The sequence below is a fragment of the Nostoc sp. S13 genome (assembly GCF_029379315.1).
GTDB lineage: Bacteria > Cyanobacteriota > Cyanobacteriia > Cyanobacteriales > Nostocaceae > Nostoc.
This window is the reverse complement of the sequence record NZ_JAQYWQ010000062.1, coordinates 23,171-40,841: the sequence shown is the minus strand read 5'-3', so window position 1 is coordinate 40,841 and position 17,671 is coordinate 23,171. Positions and strand designations below refer to the sequence as shown.

The 17,671-nt window shown below is 42.9% G+C and carries 13 protein-coding genes and 1 pseudogene; 7 read left to right on the top strand and 7 right to left on the bottom strand.

Features of this window, described 5'->3' with window-relative positions; translation table 11 throughout:
- Positions 1-402: 402 nt before the first annotated feature.
- The 3 genes from argJ to gatB form a co-directional block, all read right to left on the bottom strand.
- Positions 403-1,737, bottom strand: coding sequence for a bifunctional ornithine acetyltransferase/N-acetylglutamate synthase (argJ, locus tag PUQ00_RS19115; protein WP_300419486.1), 1,335 nt, complete (start codon positions 1,735-1,737; stop codon positions 403-405).
- 490 nt (positions 1,738-2,227) lie between these two features.
- Positions 2,228-2,365: a hypothetical protein gene (locus PUQ00_RS19110; protein ID WP_300419484.1), complete on the bottom strand. Its 138-nt coding sequence runs from the start codon at positions 2,363-2,365 to the stop codon at positions 2,228-2,230.
- A 125-nt stretch (positions 2,366-2,490) separates the two neighbouring features.
- The gene (gene gatB, locus PUQ00_RS19105; RefSeq protein WP_300419482.1) at positions 2,491-3,966 is read right to left on the bottom strand and encodes an Asp-tRNA(Asn)/Glu-tRNA(Gln) amidotransferase subunit GatB; all 1,476 of its coding nucleotides are present in this window, start codon (positions 3,964-3,966) and stop codon (positions 2,491-2,493) included.
- Positions 3,967-4,096: 130 nt separating this feature from the next.
- Here gatB and PUQ00_RS19100 point away from each other — a divergent pair, with 130 nt between their 5' ends.
- The 3 genes from PUQ00_RS19100 to PUQ00_RS19090 all read left to right on the top strand — a co-directional run bounded on the left by PUQ00_RS19100 (position 4,097) and on the right by PUQ00_RS19090 (position 5,739).
- Positions 4,097-4,642, top strand: coding sequence for a DNA topology modulation protein (locus PUQ00_RS19100; RefSeq protein ID WP_300419479.1), 546 nt, complete (start codon positions 4,097-4,099; stop codon positions 4,640-4,642).
- Positions 4,614-4,946 (top strand): hypothetical protein, encoded by a 333-nt coding sequence (locus PUQ00_RS19095; protein ID WP_300419478.1) that lies wholly within the window; start codon positions 4,614-4,616, stop codon positions 4,944-4,946. Before PUQ00_RS19100 ends, PUQ00_RS19095 begins: the two co-directional genes overlap by 29 nt.
- A gap of 445 nt (positions 4,947-5,391) precedes the next feature.
- Complete coding sequence (locus PUQ00_RS19090; protein WP_300419476.1) at positions 5,392-5,739, top strand: hypothetical protein; 348 nt, start codon at positions 5,392-5,394, stop codon at positions 5,737-5,739.
- 50 nt (positions 5,740-5,789) lie between these two features.
- On the opposite strand, the gene PUQ00_RS19085 is transcribed toward PUQ00_RS19090, so the two are convergent.
- Complete coding sequence (locus PUQ00_RS19085) at positions 5,790-6,800, bottom strand: cyanophycin synthetase (RefSeq protein WP_300419474.1); 1,011 nt, start codon at positions 6,798-6,800, stop codon at positions 5,790-5,792.
- Between the two features lie 624 nt (positions 6,801-7,424).
- Here PUQ00_RS19085 and PUQ00_RS19080 point away from each other — a divergent pair.
- From PUQ00_RS19080 to PUQ00_RS19065, 4 genes and pseudogenes are all read left to right on the top strand, one after another.
- Positions 7,425-7,661, top strand: a complete 237-nt coding sequence (locus PUQ00_RS19080; RefSeq protein ID WP_300419472.1) for a hypothetical protein — start codon at positions 7,425-7,427, stop codon at positions 7,659-7,661.
- Between the two features lie 845 nt (positions 7,662-8,506).
- Positions 8,507-9,499, top strand: coding sequence for an MvdC family ATP-grasp ribosomal peptide maturase (locus PUQ00_RS19075; protein WP_300419470.1), 993 nt, complete (start codon positions 8,507-8,509; stop codon positions 9,497-9,499).
- 36 nt (positions 9,500-9,535) lie between these two features.
- Entirely contained in the window at positions 9,536-10,501 is a 966-nt protein-coding gene (locus PUQ00_RS19070; protein ID WP_300419468.1) for an MvdD family ATP-grasp ribosomal peptide maturase, read from the top strand.
- Positions 10,502-10,893: 392 nt separating this feature from the next.
- Positions 10,894-11,331, top strand: a pseudogene (locus tag PUQ00_RS19065) (hypothetical protein); the annotation flags it as partial.
- On the opposite strand, the gene PUQ00_RS19060 reads toward PUQ00_RS19065, so the two are convergent.
- The 3 genes from PUQ00_RS19060 to gyrA all read right to left on the bottom strand — a co-directional run bounded on the left by PUQ00_RS19060 (position 11,323) and on the right by gyrA (position 17,557).
- Positions 11,323-12,735, bottom strand: a complete 1,413-nt coding sequence (locus tag PUQ00_RS19060) for a hypothetical protein (RefSeq protein ID WP_300419465.1) — start codon at positions 12,733-12,735, stop codon at positions 11,323-11,325. The pseudogene PUQ00_RS19065 and the gene PUQ00_RS19060 overlap by 9 nt on opposite strands.
- A gap of 600 nt (positions 12,736-13,335) precedes the next feature.
- Positions 13,336-14,970, bottom strand: coding sequence for an apolipoprotein N-acyltransferase (gene lnt, locus PUQ00_RS19055; RefSeq protein WP_300419462.1), 1,635 nt, complete (start codon positions 14,968-14,970; stop codon positions 13,336-13,338).
- Positions 14,951-17,557 (bottom strand): DNA topoisomerase (ATP-hydrolyzing) subunit A, encoded by a 2,607-nt coding sequence (gene gyrA, locus PUQ00_RS19050; protein WP_300419460.1) that lies wholly within the window; start codon positions 17,555-17,557, stop codon positions 14,951-14,953. Before gyrA ends, lnt begins: the two co-directional genes overlap by 20 nt.
- Positions 17,558-17,671 lie beyond the last annotated feature (114 nt).

The window sequence follows — 17,671 nt, the reverse complement described above, 5'->3', positions numbered from 1 at the left end:
GTACAAGCCCCTCTCTTACAAAGTTCTGATGCCTGCGGCGGGCTGTGCCAACGGATAGCGCCACGGAGAGCGAGTCCGCGAGCGTCGGAAACCTCCGCTCAGACTTTGCGCTAAATTGATTTATGGGGATTATTAATTTTTAATTTTTAATTTTTAATTCCCCGTTCGCGTAGCGTCTCCAATAGTTGGGGTTGACTTGTACTGAGCTTTGTCGTTGGCGCAGCCTAAGAAGAGAAGTAGCGCTCACGCCGTACTCCTTCTCTACGAGACGCTCCGCCAACACAGAAGCAAGCTACGCGTAGCGTTCCGCAGGAAAGTCTAAAATTCGGTGAAGGGTGTTGAGGATTTGAGTTCCTTGAATAGGGACTTAGGGCTAGCAAGTTGTAAAGAAGTTGGAGTAGTTCATGTTGTGTACTCGGCGTTAATTCTCACGTAGTCGTAGCTCAAATCGCAACCCCAAGCTTTACCTGCACCATGACCGGTGCCAACGCTGACTGCAATGATCACCGGATTATCTACTCGTTGAGCCTTGATAGTGCTTCTATCAAAGGATAAATCATTACTATTATTGGTGGCAATGAAGTCTTTGGGTAGGGAAGAATCAACAGCTACTTTTTTCAAATAAGCACTCGCTGCTGCACGGTCAAATTGCAGAGGTTGCCCGTTTTCTAACATTAAAAAATTCCCTAGCTTAATTTGCAGGTTTTCTTGCTCAAAGGGCACACCTGCTCGTCCGGCGGCGGCGGCGATGCGTCCCCAGTTAGGATCATGTCCAAAGATTGCAGATTTAACTAAGGATGAACCAGCGATGGTTTTGGCTATTTGCCTAGCTGAGAGTTCATCATGGGCCCCTGTCACTTCCACTTCAATTAGACAGGTTGCGCCTTCACCATCACGAGCGATCGCTTTCGCTAAATGCTGGCAAACTGCTGTTAGCATCCCCTCTAATTTCTCTGCTTCTGCGCCCCATTCTATAATTGCTGGGGTGCGAGATTGACCGTTTGCCAAGGCAATTAAGCTGTCGTTGGTGCTGGTATCACCATCCACGGTAATGGAATTAAAGCTTCTATCAGCCGCCCTTGCTAACATTTGCTGCCAAAGGTGAGGCGAAACCACAGCATCACAAGTCACAAATGCCAGCATGGTTGCCATGTTCGGGTGAATCATGCCGGAACCTTTGGCAATGCCGCCAATTCGTACCGGGCGTTGGCGCAGCCCGCCGGAGGCATCGCCTATAGTTGTCTCTAGGGCAATGGATTTTGTTACCAAGTCTGTAGTGATAATTGCTCCGGCGGCGGCATCTGAGCCTGTTTCTGAGAGTGCTGCTACTACCTTGGGAATTCCGCTTCGCAAAGCATCCATCTTAATTCTTTGACCAATCACGCCAGTGGAAGCCAATAACACAGATTCAGACGAGATGTTCAATGCTTGGGCTACTGCCATAGCAGATTCTAAGGTATCAAGGTAGCCTTGAGTCCCTGTAGCGGCATTTGCTTGTCCGGCGTTGCAGAGGATGGCACGAGCGCTATGTTTAGCTTGCAAGCGTTGGCGACAATATTCTACGCAGGCAGCTTTAACTTGGCTGGTGGTGAATACACCAGCTGCGATCGCTTCCACCTCTGAGAATATCAAAGCTAAATCTGGCAACCCCGAAGGTTTCAACCCTGCGGTAATTCCCGCCGCCTGATACCCCCTTGGTGCTGTGATGCCACCGATTATTTTTTGCCAATCTGCCATTATTCTTCCTTACAACTATCAGGTTGGATAGGTCAATTTGTACTTTGGAAAAGTGCTGAGTACTGTTAGCGGATAGCTAGGGTTTAGCCCGTGCTGAGTTAGGAGTTAAGAGTTATTAGTTTCCCCCTACTTCCCCTGCTTCCCAATCCCCAGTCCCTTTTGTTGTGGGTTTATTTGCTGATGGTAATAATAATGCACCAGTTAGCGATTGGCATAATTGTTTTTACCTTTCTTATGACGAAAGACAAAAGCAAAAAAGGAGAGCCACTTAGGTCGCTCTCTAGATCATCTGGGTGCATCTACTTACTACACTCTATAATTTACGCTTTAAGGGTTAATACTTAATTTATTGAAATTATTTTTAATAATATTATGAAGCTAACCGTAAATACCACAAAAATAAAATAAAAAAGAGAGCCACTTAGGTAGCTCTCCAGATCATCAGGGTGCATCTACTTACCACAGCATATCATTTTAGGTATGCGGGTTGTTACCAGTTTTTATGTGAAGATTCTGTGAATAACACCGGGAAAATACTTACTTGGGGTATTGGGCATGGGGCATTGGGCATGGGGCATTGGTTAATCTCCTTATTCCCGTCATCTCCCTCATCTCCCTCACTCAGCAAAGTTGACTTAACAAACTACTAGTACATCATGGCGTAAATAGAGCAACCATTTAAAATCCCTAAAAAGCCCATTCCATAATACTTTTGACTTTTGACTTTTGACTTTTGACTTCCGCATTGCGGTACTAGGCGTCCAATTTTTTCTCCACTAATTCGTTAGTCAGCTTAGGATCAGCACGTTTACCTGTCTTTTTCAAAACTTGTCCGACAAAGAAGCCTTTGAGGTTGGTGTTACCGTTGCGATACTTTTCTAATTCTTTGGAATTGGCGGCTATGACTTCATCAATGATCGGTTCCAATACACTAGGATCGGTGATTAACTCTTGACCAGCAAAGGCTTTCTCAGGAGAAATACCACTAAGCAAATCTGGCAACTTTTCTTTAGCTTGAGCATTGCTAATTTTGCCCGTTTCAATGCGAGTGATAATCTCTGCTAAATTGGTGGGAGTCAGGGCGATTTCAGTAATACTGAGTTTTTGCTTATTGAGGTGTGCTGCGATATCTTGAGTAATCCAGTTTGCAGCAGCTTTGGGATTTGCTCCAGATGCGATCGCAGTTTCAAAATATTCGGCTACTGGACGATCTTCTGTCAACACTCGCGCATCGTAAGCCGAAAGCCCCAACTCACTTTCATAATGATGGCGTTTTTGGGCTGGTAGTTCTGGTAATTCGCTGCGCCATTGCTCTAATTGGGCATTTGACACCTCAATTGGTGCTAAATCTGGTTCGGGGAAGTAGCGGTAATCGCTAGAACCTTCCTTCACCCGCATACTACTTGTGCGTTGAGCGCCTTCTTCCCACAGACGAGTTTCTTGGATAATGCTCGCGCCTGCTTCGATTGCGGCAATTTGGCGCTCAATTTCGTAGTCAATCGCCCGTTGGATGGCGTTGAAGGAGTTCATGTTTTTAATTTCTACCTTGGTGCCAAACTGCTCTCGTCCCACAGGACGCACGGAAATGTTGACATCACACCGCAGAGATCCTTGTTCCATATTGCCGTCACTCACACCGAGATATCGCACAATCCGGCGCAATTCTTCGGCATATTCAGCAGCTTCTAGTCCGGAACGTAGGTCAGGTTCCGAAACAATTTCTACTAACGGTATACCTGCGCGATTGTAGTCTACCAGAGAATAGGAAGAACCCGAAAGGCGCTCACTGCCGCCGTGTACCAATTTTCCAGCATCTTCCTCCATGTGCAGACGTGTGATGCCAATGCGTTTGCGAGTGGGGTTCCCTTCAGCATCTACCAACTCAATTTCTAGCCAACCATGTTCTGCGATCGGTAGATCATATTGAGAAATTTGGTAATTTTTGGGTAAGTCAGGATAAAAATACTGTTTTCGGTCAAATTTGCTATATTTAGCAATTTGGCAATTCAGTGCCAAACCAGCTTTTACGGCGTATTCTAATACTTTTTCATTGAGTACAGGTAAGACCCCAGGTAAACCCATACAAACCGGGTCAATGTTAGTATTGGGGTCAGCACCGAATGCCGTAGAGCTATTAGAGAAAATCTTGGTATTGGTACTCAGCTGACAATGGGTTTCTAGACCAATAATCGCTTCATACTCAGTTTTTACAGTCGTAGCAGTGGTCATAATATCAATATTTGGGCAATAATCCTTGTAGTTGTACTATTGTAGCGGCGTATTGAGTTCCTCTGAAGACGGTTATTTGGGTGAGCAATGCTTACCCTTTTTAGCTTGAAAAGGGAGATGCAAATTTAACGTGAAGAAAATCTTAATCTTTGGTTCTGGGGGTGCAGGGAAATCTACCCTAGCCCGCGAACTAGGAACCATCTTAGGCTTAGAAGTGATTCACTTGGATGCTTGGTACTGGAATCCTGGCTGGGTTGAGACTCCAAAAGCTGAATGGCAGAGCATAATTCAAGACCTAACTCTACGAGAATCTTGGATTATGGATGGTAACTATGGGAGTACTCTCGACGTTCGTTTGTCGGTTGCAGATACGGTAGTTTTTTTAGATTTTCCCCGTCTTTTATGTTTGTCACGAGTGATTAAACGTCGCTTCATGTATGCTGGACAATCTAGACCTGATATAGCATCAGATTGTCCTGAAAGATTGAACTGGGAATTTCTCAAATATATATGGTCATACCCAATTACTCGTCGTCCTGGAATTCTCGAAAAGCTTAGTCAACTAACACCAAATCAGCAAGTGATTATTCTCTGCAAACCAACAGAAGTCAGAGGTTTTTTACAAAAGATTTATAATCAGGTATTAAATGGACAAATCAGTTCATGGAACAACTAAGATTATGATTGATGTCAAAACAGCAGTAAATGCTGCCTATGAATACATAAAATCCATACAAGACATGATGGGTTCTTCATTAGGAGATTTGAGACTTGAAGAAGTCGAACTTTCTGAGGATAAAAGCTTCTGGTTGATTACTTTAGGGTTTGATATTCCTAAAAAACCTCCTAAAAGCCGATTGGAAGACTTAATTGCTACCTCTCTTGCTTCTACCCCTGTGTTGTATGAACGAGAATATAAACTTTTTAAGGTAAATTCTGAAACTGGCGAAGTAGAAGCAATGAAAATTAAACAAGTATGAAAGATTTGATTGCTTCCCTTGTTCATCCTTATTGTTAATACTAAAAAACTTGTCAAATTCGGACTTGCTGACAGTATAATTTTTACTTTATCTAAAGGAAACTATCTTGTTTTAACTGATGACTTCAAGCTAGCAAGTTATCTTCACAGTGTAGAACTTTACCTGATTATTTTTAACAATACTCGTCACATTAACTGCAAGGAAAAATATGAATTTTAAAGATATATACGCCACTTAATTAATGTCTTAAACTATTTAATAATAAATCAAACTATTAAAAAAAATTAGCACTCTCGGCTTGTTAGTGCTAACTTATGACTGAGGTTTCATGCCTATGATATAGACCAAAACTATACTTTTTCTAGATGCTTGAGTTACTTGTCAGGTATTATATTAGAAAAAACTCAAGCTTTCCTGTAAGTAATTTAAAACTGGGAGTACTAGCATGAAATACACTTTTGATATTGTAGGCGTATCTCCACTTTTACAGTTTTTTAATCATCAACAGCAAAATGGGCAGAAACCACCCCACCAAGGCGTAGAATATTTAGGAATGTATAGGTGTACACTAGATACGTTTCTAGAATCAGTGGAATCAGTTCCAGCAAAGTTAGGTTGGAATATGGATCAAGTAGTAGATACCGTGATTCAATTTTGGTTGAACAACTCAGACAGTATTGGTTATTGGAAAGTACGTTTAAGTGATGCTGGTAAGGATAATTTACTAGTCACAAGATTGGCGGATATAACCGCCTTACAAGGTGAATTTGAATCCCTACTATATAAGGAGTGATGAAAAGATAGCTAGAGCGGAGCAACTCCTGCTCCGCTCTAGCGTCAAAATTAATGCTTTTCTCTGCTATTTTCGTTTTCAAGTGCTTTAAGAACTTTCAGATATAAATTTTCTACTCTCTTCCTCTGAACTTCACCAAATGATGCATAGTGAGTTAAGCTAGGAGCGCTATTCACTTCAATAATTGTATAATCTATTATTGGTGATGTTATATCACTAGTAAGAATATCCACACCTGCTAATCTCAATTCCATATCTCTTGTAATACTTACTGCTAATTTTTTAAAATCAGAATGGATATTTTCAGTAAAGTCTATTGCCTCGCCTCCAGTCGATAAATTTGCATTGTCTAAAAGATAAACTATATTATTCTTGGGTATAACACTATTAAAATTTAGCTTCCGTCTTCGCAAGTTTTTTTTGATTCTGTAATCTTCAAAATCTATAATTTCTTTTCTACCATTTTTGATAAAAGTTTCCTGTTTCTGTTGCATAAGTTCTAAAACATTAGATTGACCATTTCCCATTATAAATAGGGGAATTCTTTGATATGCCGAAACTACTTCATCGTCAAGTACTACAATTCTATAGTCATTGCCACTATAGAATCGCTCAACAATAAATCCTGATATTTTTTGTAAGATTTTCTTGGCTGCTTGATAGTATTCTCTCTTGTTGTGAACCTTTGTAACAAATATTCCTTGACTGAGATTAATCGGCTTGACAATTACGGGAAATCCCAACTCTTTAGCATAATATAATCCTGCATCTATATTCCTATAATTAGCTATTTCTTCGCATAATTCTTCACTAAAAAATGTTTTTCCTTCAGTAACCTTATAGCCAAATTTATTCATAAAAAAGCTTGAAACCCCTTTGTCTTTAGCTATTGCTACTGAACCAGAAGAATTAATACTAAACCTGCCAGTACGAAAAAAGGTTTTATTGCCGTTTTTAAAGGTAATTAGTCCCACAAACGTACATTCTGGATCTAGTAAAACTACTGCTCCTATTTCCTCTGCTACTTTTTGAATTATTGATGTTACAAATGGTGTTTCCATTGTCATAACTATAATTTTACGGAAAAGTATTAACTATTTTATGGTAGTTTGTCAAGACATTTTAATTAAACACTTGCACTATGTATTCTGCTTAAAACTATAGTAAAGTCTGATAATAATTGCTTTTTTAGTATCTAAAGAAACTATTAAACTTAAATTATTCTAAACTAACTATAAAAAACGTAAATGCCTGCAATATCGCTTTACTTTAGGCGTGTAGCCCGCCGTAGGCATCGCACTAGAGAAAATTAACAGCCTGTCCGCGCCAATTAATCTTACGCACGTTATTTGAGCTTTTGATATTATTTTTCAGACATTAGATATTCATTTTACCACTGATACGGACTTTACCTACGTGTAGGCATACAAATTATGCAAACCTAATAATTGCCAAACTTTCTGCTTGAGGATTGTTGTGTCCTGGAAACAATTGCAAATTAAGCCTTTGAGATTGATCGCTAGCCGAAAGTTACAACTTAGTTGGTCTAAAATATAGCGCTAAGTGTTGACAATCTAAAAATAATCGAATAACAAGGTGGCAGCAGCATAAAAAAAAGCGTTAGTGCATTCCTACTTAGAAACTAATTAACGCTCTTCATGAAATTTCATACGGATAAGATAATTATGCCAGAAAATACGGATAACAAAGATTCCAAATCAGACAATCAGCCTATTGCCTATAAAGAACGCCTCAATTCTTGGGCGATCGCTCGTCTACTTCCTAATACGCAACGGGAGATTATTGCTCGCTTCCGCAGCCGTTCTGATGCTGATGGCTATATGCGGCACCTCCCTCAGGAAATACCAAATGCTTCCTACATGGTCGTTTTTGATTGTCAACGCCAAGAAGCTGTGATTTAAAGTATAAGTATACGCAATAGACTTCCGATGAAAATAAGGACTTAGGTGGAAGTTGAGCAGCGTTTATTCAGATGCTCTCCAAGAGATGCTGCGCGTAGCTTGCTTCTTTGCAGAAGTACGCGGACTCGTTGACGCAGCCTCTCCAAGAGTTGAGGCTGCGCTATTCACTAGTCGGATTCTAATTCATGCTGAATTCCTTCTGTTGTGATGACGATATCTCAACAGAAGGAACGCTTAAAAATTAACTCGCGAAGAGGCGATCGCTTACCTCAATCTCAGGTTAAATCCCTTCCACCGTTGGTTTTGCAGATTTTCAGCCAGTGATACCGCAATCGGAGAAAACGTTTTCCATTGCGCTGTCACTTAATTATTACTGGCATTTATAATTATCACCTTCAAAATGCCAGTTAACTAGCATAAGAGACGATGCCCCTACTTATGTTACCTTCAAGCGGTAAGCGCTAGCCATGCCTCAGGCTTATCGCCCTATTACCAATGGTGTTTGCTTGCTGATTCACGATGACTGAAACCTCTATTTTCACGCTCATTTTCAAAAGTTTATCAAACAGAATAAAGGTGTCAGTCGCCAGAATTCAGAATGAATTTTGTGCGACTGGTGGATGAATAAACGGGTTTAAGACCCACACCAAATTGAAAATTTGGTGGTCAACAAGAAAGTGGCGGGTCTGAATCCCCCACTGATTGCATTCTGACTCCTGAATTCTGACTTGTGAATTCTGACTTCTGAATTATTCTTCAAGGTTTACTGATGTTTGCTTTTTAAGCGGTTTTCCCTGTTAATAGTTTGTAGTAGGGAAAACGCAAGAACAAATTCAAGATGTTTTATGCAGCATGAGCGTGATGTAGTTTTATTAATTACCCACAGTGGTGATTACTTCACTATAGATAGAGTTGCCCAAGCCGTGTCAAAACGAGGCGCACAGCCATTTCGGCTAGACACCGATAAATTTCCGATGACAGTCCAACTCCAGGCTAATTTTAGCAACTTTGGGAGCAATCATCGGCTGGAATATGGCGATCGCTCGTTGAATACAGAACAGGTGCAAGCAGTATGGATGCGGCGTATTTGGCAACCTGAGTTGGGCAAAGAATTGGCTCCAAAATTTCAAGCAGCCTGCACTGGAGAATCATTAGCCGCTTTAGATGGCTTTTGGGATAGTCTCAGAGGAGCTAGGTGGGTGGATGATTTACAACGGATTAACGCAGCTGAAAACAAGTTACGTCAACTGCGGGTTGCATCGGAAGTTGGTCTTGTCATACCTCAAACTCTTGTCACCAACAATCCTCAAGAAGCACGAGAGTTTTTCCACCGAGTAAAGGGAAAAATGGTTGCTAAACTCCTCAGACCTCTTTCTTACAGTATGGAAGGCTCCTCTTTTTTTATGTACACCAGCGCAGTTAAAGAAGAAGATTTAGTTGATGCCGAGACACTACGCTATTGTCCAGTTGTGTTTCAAGAACAAATCCCCAAACGGCAAGAACTACGGGTAGTGTATGTAAATGGCAAACTCTTTGTCGGAGCATTAAACGCATCAGCTTATTCAGCATCCACCCAAGACTGGCGACGTTCGACAAAAGAGGCTTGTGCGTGGCAACCCGATGAATTACCTGATGAAATAATTCGTTGTCTCCATGCCTTTATGAAAAAATTTGAACTGGTTTTTGGAGCGTTTGACTTTATCCAAACACCATCAGGGGAATACGTTTTTTTGGAAGTTAACCCTACAGGAGAGTGGGGAATGCTGGAGAGAGATTTGGACTATCCGATTGCGGAAGCGATCGCAGATGCCCTACTCTCAACAAGTACCCAGCAATAACTTTGTCCCAGAAAAATTTAAAACTCAGCAGTTAATATGACTGTTTTAATCATTACCTACAGCCAAGACAACGAAAGTATTCCCCTAGTCATTCAGGCAATTGAAGCTCAAGGAGGGAAAGCATTTCGTTTTGATACAGACAGATTTCCTACAGAAGTGCAGCTAGATGTTTACTACGGTGCAACTGAGCAAGTAATTTTATCAGCAGATGACCAGAAGCTAGATTTGAGTGAAGTGTCCGCAGTTTGGTATCGGCGGATCGCCATTGGGTCAAAGATTCCGACTACGATGGATAAGCAAATGCGACAAGCCTCCATTCAGGAATCTCGCGTCACTATTCAGGGGATGATTGCCAGTATTCAGGGGTTTCATCTTGACCCCCTGCCAAATATCCGTCGAGCCGAAAATAAGCAACTCCAACTACAAGTAGCAAGGAAAATAGGTCTAGATACTCCACGCACCTTAACGACTAATAACCCACAGGCAGTAAAGCAATTCGCCCAAGAGTGCGAACTGGGTATGATTACCAAGATGCTCTCTTCCTTCGCCATTTACGATGAACAAGGACGAGAAAAAGTTGTGTTTACCAATCCAATTTCATCTGAGGATCTGGACAACCTTGATGGACTGCGTTTTTGCCCAATGACGTTTCAAGAGAAAATCCCCAAAGCTGTGGAACTGCGGACAATTATTGTAGGCAGTAATGTGTTTACAGCCGCAGTTGATTCGCAGGCTTTGGATAAAGCACGTTACGACTGGCGGCGACAGGGAATCGCTTTACTTGACGCTTGGGAGTTATACAGCTTACCCCAAGATGTGGAAGAGAAGCTGCTCAAACTCATGGTAGAATTTGGTTTGAACTACGGGGCGATTGATATCATTTTGACTCCAGATGGTCGTCATATATTCCTTGAGATCAACCCAGTTGGCGAGTTCTTTTGGCTGGAACGCTGTCCTGGCTTACCGATTTCTCACGCGATCGCTGAGGTTCTACAGAAATAAAAGAACCTCACTTGGTTTTGCTATGCAAAACCAGTCCCTCTGCTTGGTAAGGAGCATTTGCCACAAGTTAAAAGTAAGTGAAATTTGTCAATACGTCTTTGAGTAGAAATAAATCAGCCTAAGAATGATAATCGTGTCGTGGGGGAAGAGGCGAGCAACGCTCGCCTCTTCCCCCAACCCCTTATTTGATTATCATTATCGACAAGTCTTCAGGCAATATTTGCCAATCTAAAAAATCATGTGAAACTCAGTTAAGACAAGTAATTGAGCGATTGTAGAAAACCGTGAGCCAAAGCCGAAAGACCAATCGAGATCACGCAAAAAAGACACAACGACCAATGGTGCAAGATGAGGTAATTGCCCAGTAGCTAGAAGCGTTACTCACTTCAGCGATCGCCGCACAAGAAAATTACTATCGTCAATTGAGTTTAAGAGACAGAATTCTCAACTTACCGTTTATGGTAGCTGCGGTGCTAACTTTACTGTGGCCAGACGTAGCGGGAGTCACAGAACTGACAAGAATGTTAGCCAGAGAAGGTTTTTTGTGGTGTAGTCCCAAGACTGTTAGTCAACAAGCAATATCCCAACGATTTTTAACATTTCCTGCTCAATTATTCGAGAAAGTTTTTAAGGATTTATTGCCAGATTTATATCGACGAAGATGGAGAATTGAAGATGCTTTTAATACTGTCAAACGTCTCTGAGGTTTAAGTTATTTATGGACTGGTTCTCTTAACAGTATTCAGTTACAAATTTGGGGTACTTGGTTATTTTATGCTGTGTTAGTTGATTTAGCCTCTGCTGTAGCTGACGAGCTTTCTTTACCCTTTATTCATGAATTTACCTACAAGATTATCGAGCTTGATAAACTTAGTTGAATCCTCTTGTGGAGTGTCAAAGTTACAAGCAACGGTGCTGTAGTCCAGTGTGGCAGTGCTGGCATAGTCAGTAGAATTATGATAAATGCCGCCACCTTCACCAGACTTGTAATTACTAGAACTGAGTTCGATCCCAAAAGCTTTATTGTGCTTGATAGTGCTGTTACCCACTATTAGATTGCCATCGTCGTAGATGCCAGCACCAAAGTGTGCCTGATTGTCACTAATGGTACTGTTACTCACGTTAATGTTGCCTAAGATTAACATGTCGTGGAAAACAACGCCAATGGGGCTACCTACTGCATAGAAATATCCATTGATACCATCGATACCGCCGCCGTGCGATGTAGCCGAATTGCCAGTGATGGTACTCTTACTTATCAATAGGGTTTCACCCCTGTTATAAATGCCACCGCCGTCCAATGTAGCCGAATTGCCAGTGATGTTGCTATAATTAACTCTAAGAATCTCATCGTTCAGAAACTGGCCACTCGCAATCCCGCCGCCGTATGCCGCAGTATTGCCAGTGATGTTGCTGTTATTTACTACAAAAGAGGAAGAGGAAATCCCGCCGCCACTGCCTGACGTAGTGTTGCCAGTGATGTTGCTGTTGTTCACTACAAGTCCAACAGAATCACTCTGAATCCCGCCGCCACTGTAATAGTCAGAATTGGTACCTGTTTTATTATTACTAAGAGTACTGTAGTTGACCGTAAGTGTGCCATCGTTGTAAATGCCGCCGCCACCGCCGTTCTCAGAGGAGTTACCGGCTTCCGCAGTATTGTTATTAAGAGTACTGTGGTTCACCGTAAGGGTGCCATTGTTGAAAATGGCGCCACCGCCGCCATTGGTACTGGCAACACTGGAGCTACCGGATTCCGCAGTATTGTTATTAAGAGTACTGTAGTTCACTGTAAGTGTGCCATCGTTGTAAATGCCACCGCCGCCACCAGAGCCGTAATTGGTGCTACCGGTTTCCGCAGTATTGCCAGTGATGATGCTATTGTTCAAGGTAAAAACGCCTTCATTGGAGATAGCACCACCTCCCGTGCCTTTGTAGCTATTGGTAATAGTCAGTCCGTTAATCGTAGCTGTCGCACCACTAGCAATATCAAAAACTCGTGTTGCGCTATCATCCTTAACAGTTAATAAGTTCGGATTTGTACCTTGAATGGTCAAGTTATCTGTGATACTCAGACCACTGCTAGTTAAACTGATGGTATGAGCGAGTCCATCATTAAACAGTCCACTGAAATTGATGATGTTTTTTCCTGTCAGGGCATTAGCATCTAGAATTTCTTGCCGCAGTGAACCTGCACCACTGTTGTTGGTATTAGTAACGGTAAATGTAGCCATTCATACGACTCCGATTGTGGGTAAGTGTATAAAAATTGCGTTAAAGTTTTGTCTCGATAGTACTACGACTGAAGAATATTTCTTCAACTCCTCACCGAGTATTCAAGCATCAGTTTTGTCAAAGAGATGAATTTATTATATATAAACCATAAATAGAAGTTGACCCGTTGGTAAGGTTTTAAGGTTTTACAGCGTTTAGAACCGGGACAACTCGACCAACGGGCATTCGTGAGAGATTAAGGTCATATACCATTTGTCAATAAGCAATTATACTTAAATTATTGCCAAAATTGGGGTCGAAAACAGAATTTTTAGGCAGGCAATCGCATAATCTTGATCCGTATCATTCATTGTCGCGCTCCAAATCAAGTACAAAAGTTAATTTAATACTTCAGTTTTTTCCAAATTTTCAGCATAATTTCTAATTGACAAAAGTAAGATTATCTTAATTTGTCACTGATGGGGAAGAGGCGAGCGTTGCTCGCCTCTTCCCCACGACACGATTATCATTCTTAGGCTGATTTATTTCTACTCAAAGACGTATTGACAAATTTCACTTACTTTTAACTTGTGGCAAATGGGTAAGGAGAGGGATGTCAGTCATGATAGGGTGAGGTTTTTGTTTATTTTAGTATCCTTAAGTTGAATTACCAGCCAAGCTCCTCCAGAGAATACTAACAACAATGGTGTCAACCAATCACCCCAACGCACATATAAAGTCTTTGTCTGTCGCCGATAAATTGTTGCAGCATGAGTTTCGTAGGTATTATATCCAGATATCCACAAGGTTTTACCGTGAGGATCTACAAAGGCTGAATATCCCGTATTAGTTGCCCGTGCTGACCATCGATCAGTTTCAATTGCCCGCATCATATCCTGTGCATGATGTTGGAATGGCATAGATGCAGTGTAATGGGCATCGTTAGAAGAACTGAGGATAAATTGCCCACCCGCCGCAGCTTGACGGCGAAATTGCTCAGCAAAAGCAGATTCATAACATATACTAGCGATCGCCCGACCAAAAGGGGTGTCAAATAGCTGATTTGCTGAACCCGGAACTTGGTGTGCATCCAAAGGCGACAAGCGCTGAACTATTTTGCCTAAAATTCCTTCAAAAGGAATATATTCTCCTAGAGGTACTAGTTTGGCTTTGTCGTAGCGGCTGACAATTTCACCTTTACTGTTAAAAGTAAACAAACTAATTGTATAGCTGTCTCCCCGTTCGCCAAAAGCCCCAATCCAAGCAACTACACCTTTTTCCTTTACGGCTGCGACTAAGGCAGTTGCCATCAAGTTACGTTGGAAAATAGGTAAGGCTCCTTCTGGGGTGAGAACTGCATCTACACCTTGATTTGCTAAAGTTATATACCCACTGGTGTAATTTTCTTGAGCGCGACGAAACCCTTCCGAACTTCGTAAAAGTCGGTTCGGGATATTACCCTGAACAATCCCCACTTTCAAAGCCGCTTCTGAGGGTTGAGCGATCGGACGGCTATATAAGATAAAACCAATCAGGTGTAAGCTAATTAATAATCCTATGGCAATAGCAAAGTATTTATTAACCAACCGCGAAGGCGCAAAGGAAATCTTGGTGTCCTGGCGCTTGATCCATCCTTCAGCAATTAAACCATTGACAGCTGCGATCGCAGCTGTCACAGTATTAGGCCCAGAGAGTTGACCAAGGTGTAAAATCACGAGATTATGCGGACTTTGGGTGTAAGCCAGGGAACTCCACCACAGAGGCCCGGCACTCCACAGACTCTCTAAGCCGCACCAGACGGCTGTACCAATCAGTATACGTAGCCACGGTTTTTGTCCGGCTAGGCGAACCATCACAGCCGCCCAAATAGCAACGAATACCCCTCCTAAGAGGCTGAGAAATCCCCAACAAAAAAGGGTGATTGCCAAACTCGGCAACCACGGAACGCCCAACCAAGTCATGGGATGAATTCCCGTAATCCAAAATAGGGCGACACCGTGATAACCGATACCCCAGGCGAAGCCATTTGGGATTTTGGGTCGCACCTTTGGTGCGCTTCCAGCGCTACTTAGATTTTGGATTGAATTAGAACTAACAACCAATACCCATAAGGGAACTAGAGCAATCCAAGCCAAGAACCATGCGCCGACAGGGGCGACGGTTAGCCCCATAAAAATGCCGCAAGCGTTGGCAATTAAATAAGGGAGTAAGGCGGTTAACCTCTCCCTCTGCTTTTTACTCTGCTTCTTCTGCATCGACAGCATCAGGTGGAACTATTGCCACTCCGGTAATCGCGTCATCTTCATCTAAACGCTGCACTCTGACTCCAGTTGCCGATCGCGATTGGATAGAAATCGCATTCACTGCTTGACGGATGATAATACCGCGATTTGTCACCATCATGATTTCATCGTCATCGTTGTTGACAATGCGTAGGGTTGCTAACTTGTCTTTGTTTTTGCGGTTTTTGAACTTGGTTGCCATTAAACCCTGACCAGCCCGGTTTTGCAGCCGGAATTGAGCAACTGGTACCCGTTTACCATATCCTGCCATTGTAATTACCAACACCCAAGGGCCAACAATGCCATTGCTAGGCACTTCTGCGGACTCTTCATTAATTTCGACAATTTCGATATCTTCTGTTTCGATTGTTTCGATATCTTCAATTTCGGCTTCTGTAACTATATCCAAAGTTTCAAGAATTGCTGCGGGCAGAATATCCATACCCACCAGTTCATCTTTATTTTTGAGTTTCATCGCTTTCACCCCACGAGTCGCCCTACTTAAAGGACGCAGTTGTTCGTGGTTGCACCGGAAGTTAATCGCCATCCCGTTACGAGAACCAATGATTACGCTGTCTTCTGGTTTAGCACGTCGCACCCAGCGGAGTTGGTCGCCTTCTTCTAAGGAAATGGCAATCAAGCCATTAGCACGAATGTGGCTAAACGCTGCCAATTCGGTTTTCTTAATATTGCCGCCTTTGGTGAGCATGACCAAATATTCTTCGTTGGTAAACTCGTCAACGGGTACAATCGAGGTGATTTTTTCCTCTTTGGGAATGGGTAGCATTTGCACAATTGGTGTGCCGCGACTGGTACGCGAACTAACTGGAATTTGATATGCTCTCAGGCAGTAAACGACACCACGCTCGCTAAAGAATAAAATACTGTCATGATCGCAGCAAGTCAAGAAATGCTCAACGGTGTCATCATCTTTTACTTTAGCTGCGGCTTTACCTCTGGTAGCACGGCTTTGCGCCTCAAAGGTGTTGACTGGCATCCGTTTGATGTAACCTTGCTCTGTAACCAGAATGATCGCTTTTTCATTGGCAATTAGGTCACGGTCATCTAATTCCCCTTCCCCTGGTAAAATCACCGTGCGGCGGGGTGTAGCAAAGCTAGTTTTTAGTTGCGCGACTTCGGTTTCAATGATTTCTAGCACTCTCTCCCGCCGTGCCAAAATATCTTGCAAGTCAGTAATTTTAGCTTGTAGTTCCTCGTGTTCCAGACGAATTTTGTCTGCTTCTAAGGCAGTCAAGCGCCGCAATTGCATCTGCAAAATCGCATCTGCTTGCACTTCCGAGAGTCCGTAAGTTGTGATCAGTTCGCCTTTAGCTGTGGGAGCATCTGGAGCATGACGAATCAAAACGATAATTGGATCTAACTGGGACAGGGCAATTAATAATCCTTGCAGGAGATGGTCGCGTTCCTCGGCTTTCCGCAGTTCGTAGCGGGTGCGCCTGGCAATGGATTCGATCCGGAAATCCAAGAAGACGCTTAAGAATTGCTTGAGGGTGAGTACTTGGGGTTCGCTATTCACCAACGCCAGCATATTCGCCCCAAAGTTGGCTTGCAGTGGCGTTTGCTTGTAGAGGTTGTTCAGAACGACGCGGGGATAAGCATCACGCTTGAGTTCGATCACAACTCGCATCCCGTCGCGATCGCTTTCATCCCGGATATCTGCGATGCCCTCTAGACGCTTTTCATTCACCATTTCGGCGATTTTTTCAATTAGCGCCGCTTTATTAGTTTGATAGGGCAATTCGGTGATGATAATTGCTTCTCTATCTGGGCGTCCGCGCTGTTCAACCGTTTCAATGTTAGCTACACCACGCATGGTAATAGAACCACGCCCAGTGGTGTAAGCTTCTCGAATGCCAGATGTCCCCAAAATCTGCGCCCCAGTCGGAAAGTCTGGGCCTTGGACATACTGCATTAATTCCAGATCGGTGATTTCTGGATTGTGGATTACAGCCACCAAAGCATCAATCAATTCTCCCAAGTTGTGGGGGGGGATATTGGTGGCCATGCCCACGGCAATTCCAGAGGAACCGTTGAGCAATAACTGTGGAATCCGTGCTGGTAAAACTGTGGGTTCTTGCTGAGAACCGTCGAAGTTATCGGCAAAGTCTACAGTTTCTAATTCGATGTCGTGGAGTAGACCAGCACTAGTTAAAGCTTGCAAGCGGCATTCGGTGTATCGCATTGCGGCTGGCGGATCGTTGTCTACCGAACCAAAGTTACCATGCCCGTTAACTAGGGGCGATCGCATCGAAAAATCCTGTGCCATCCGCACCAAGGCGTCATACACTGCCGTGTCGCCGTGGGGGTGATATTTACCCAGCACTTCCCCCACCACACGGGCACATTTCTTAAACGGGCGATCGTGGAGTAGACCTAGCTCGTGCATTGCGTAGAGAATGCGACGATGCACAGGTTTTAGACCATCCCTGGCATCTGGCAACGCCCGACCCACTATCACGCTCATGGCGTATTCCAGATAAGACTGCGACATTTCGGTTCGCAAGTCTATCGGGATAATCCTCTCCTGTGAGGTTGTCATAACCTAAAAATCTCCAAAAATCGTAGATTTTAGCTTTTTTACTCAATAAAGCGCAAAATTATTCTAAATTGCTCTTGAATAATTGCTATAATTTGATACAATCCTAGCATATAT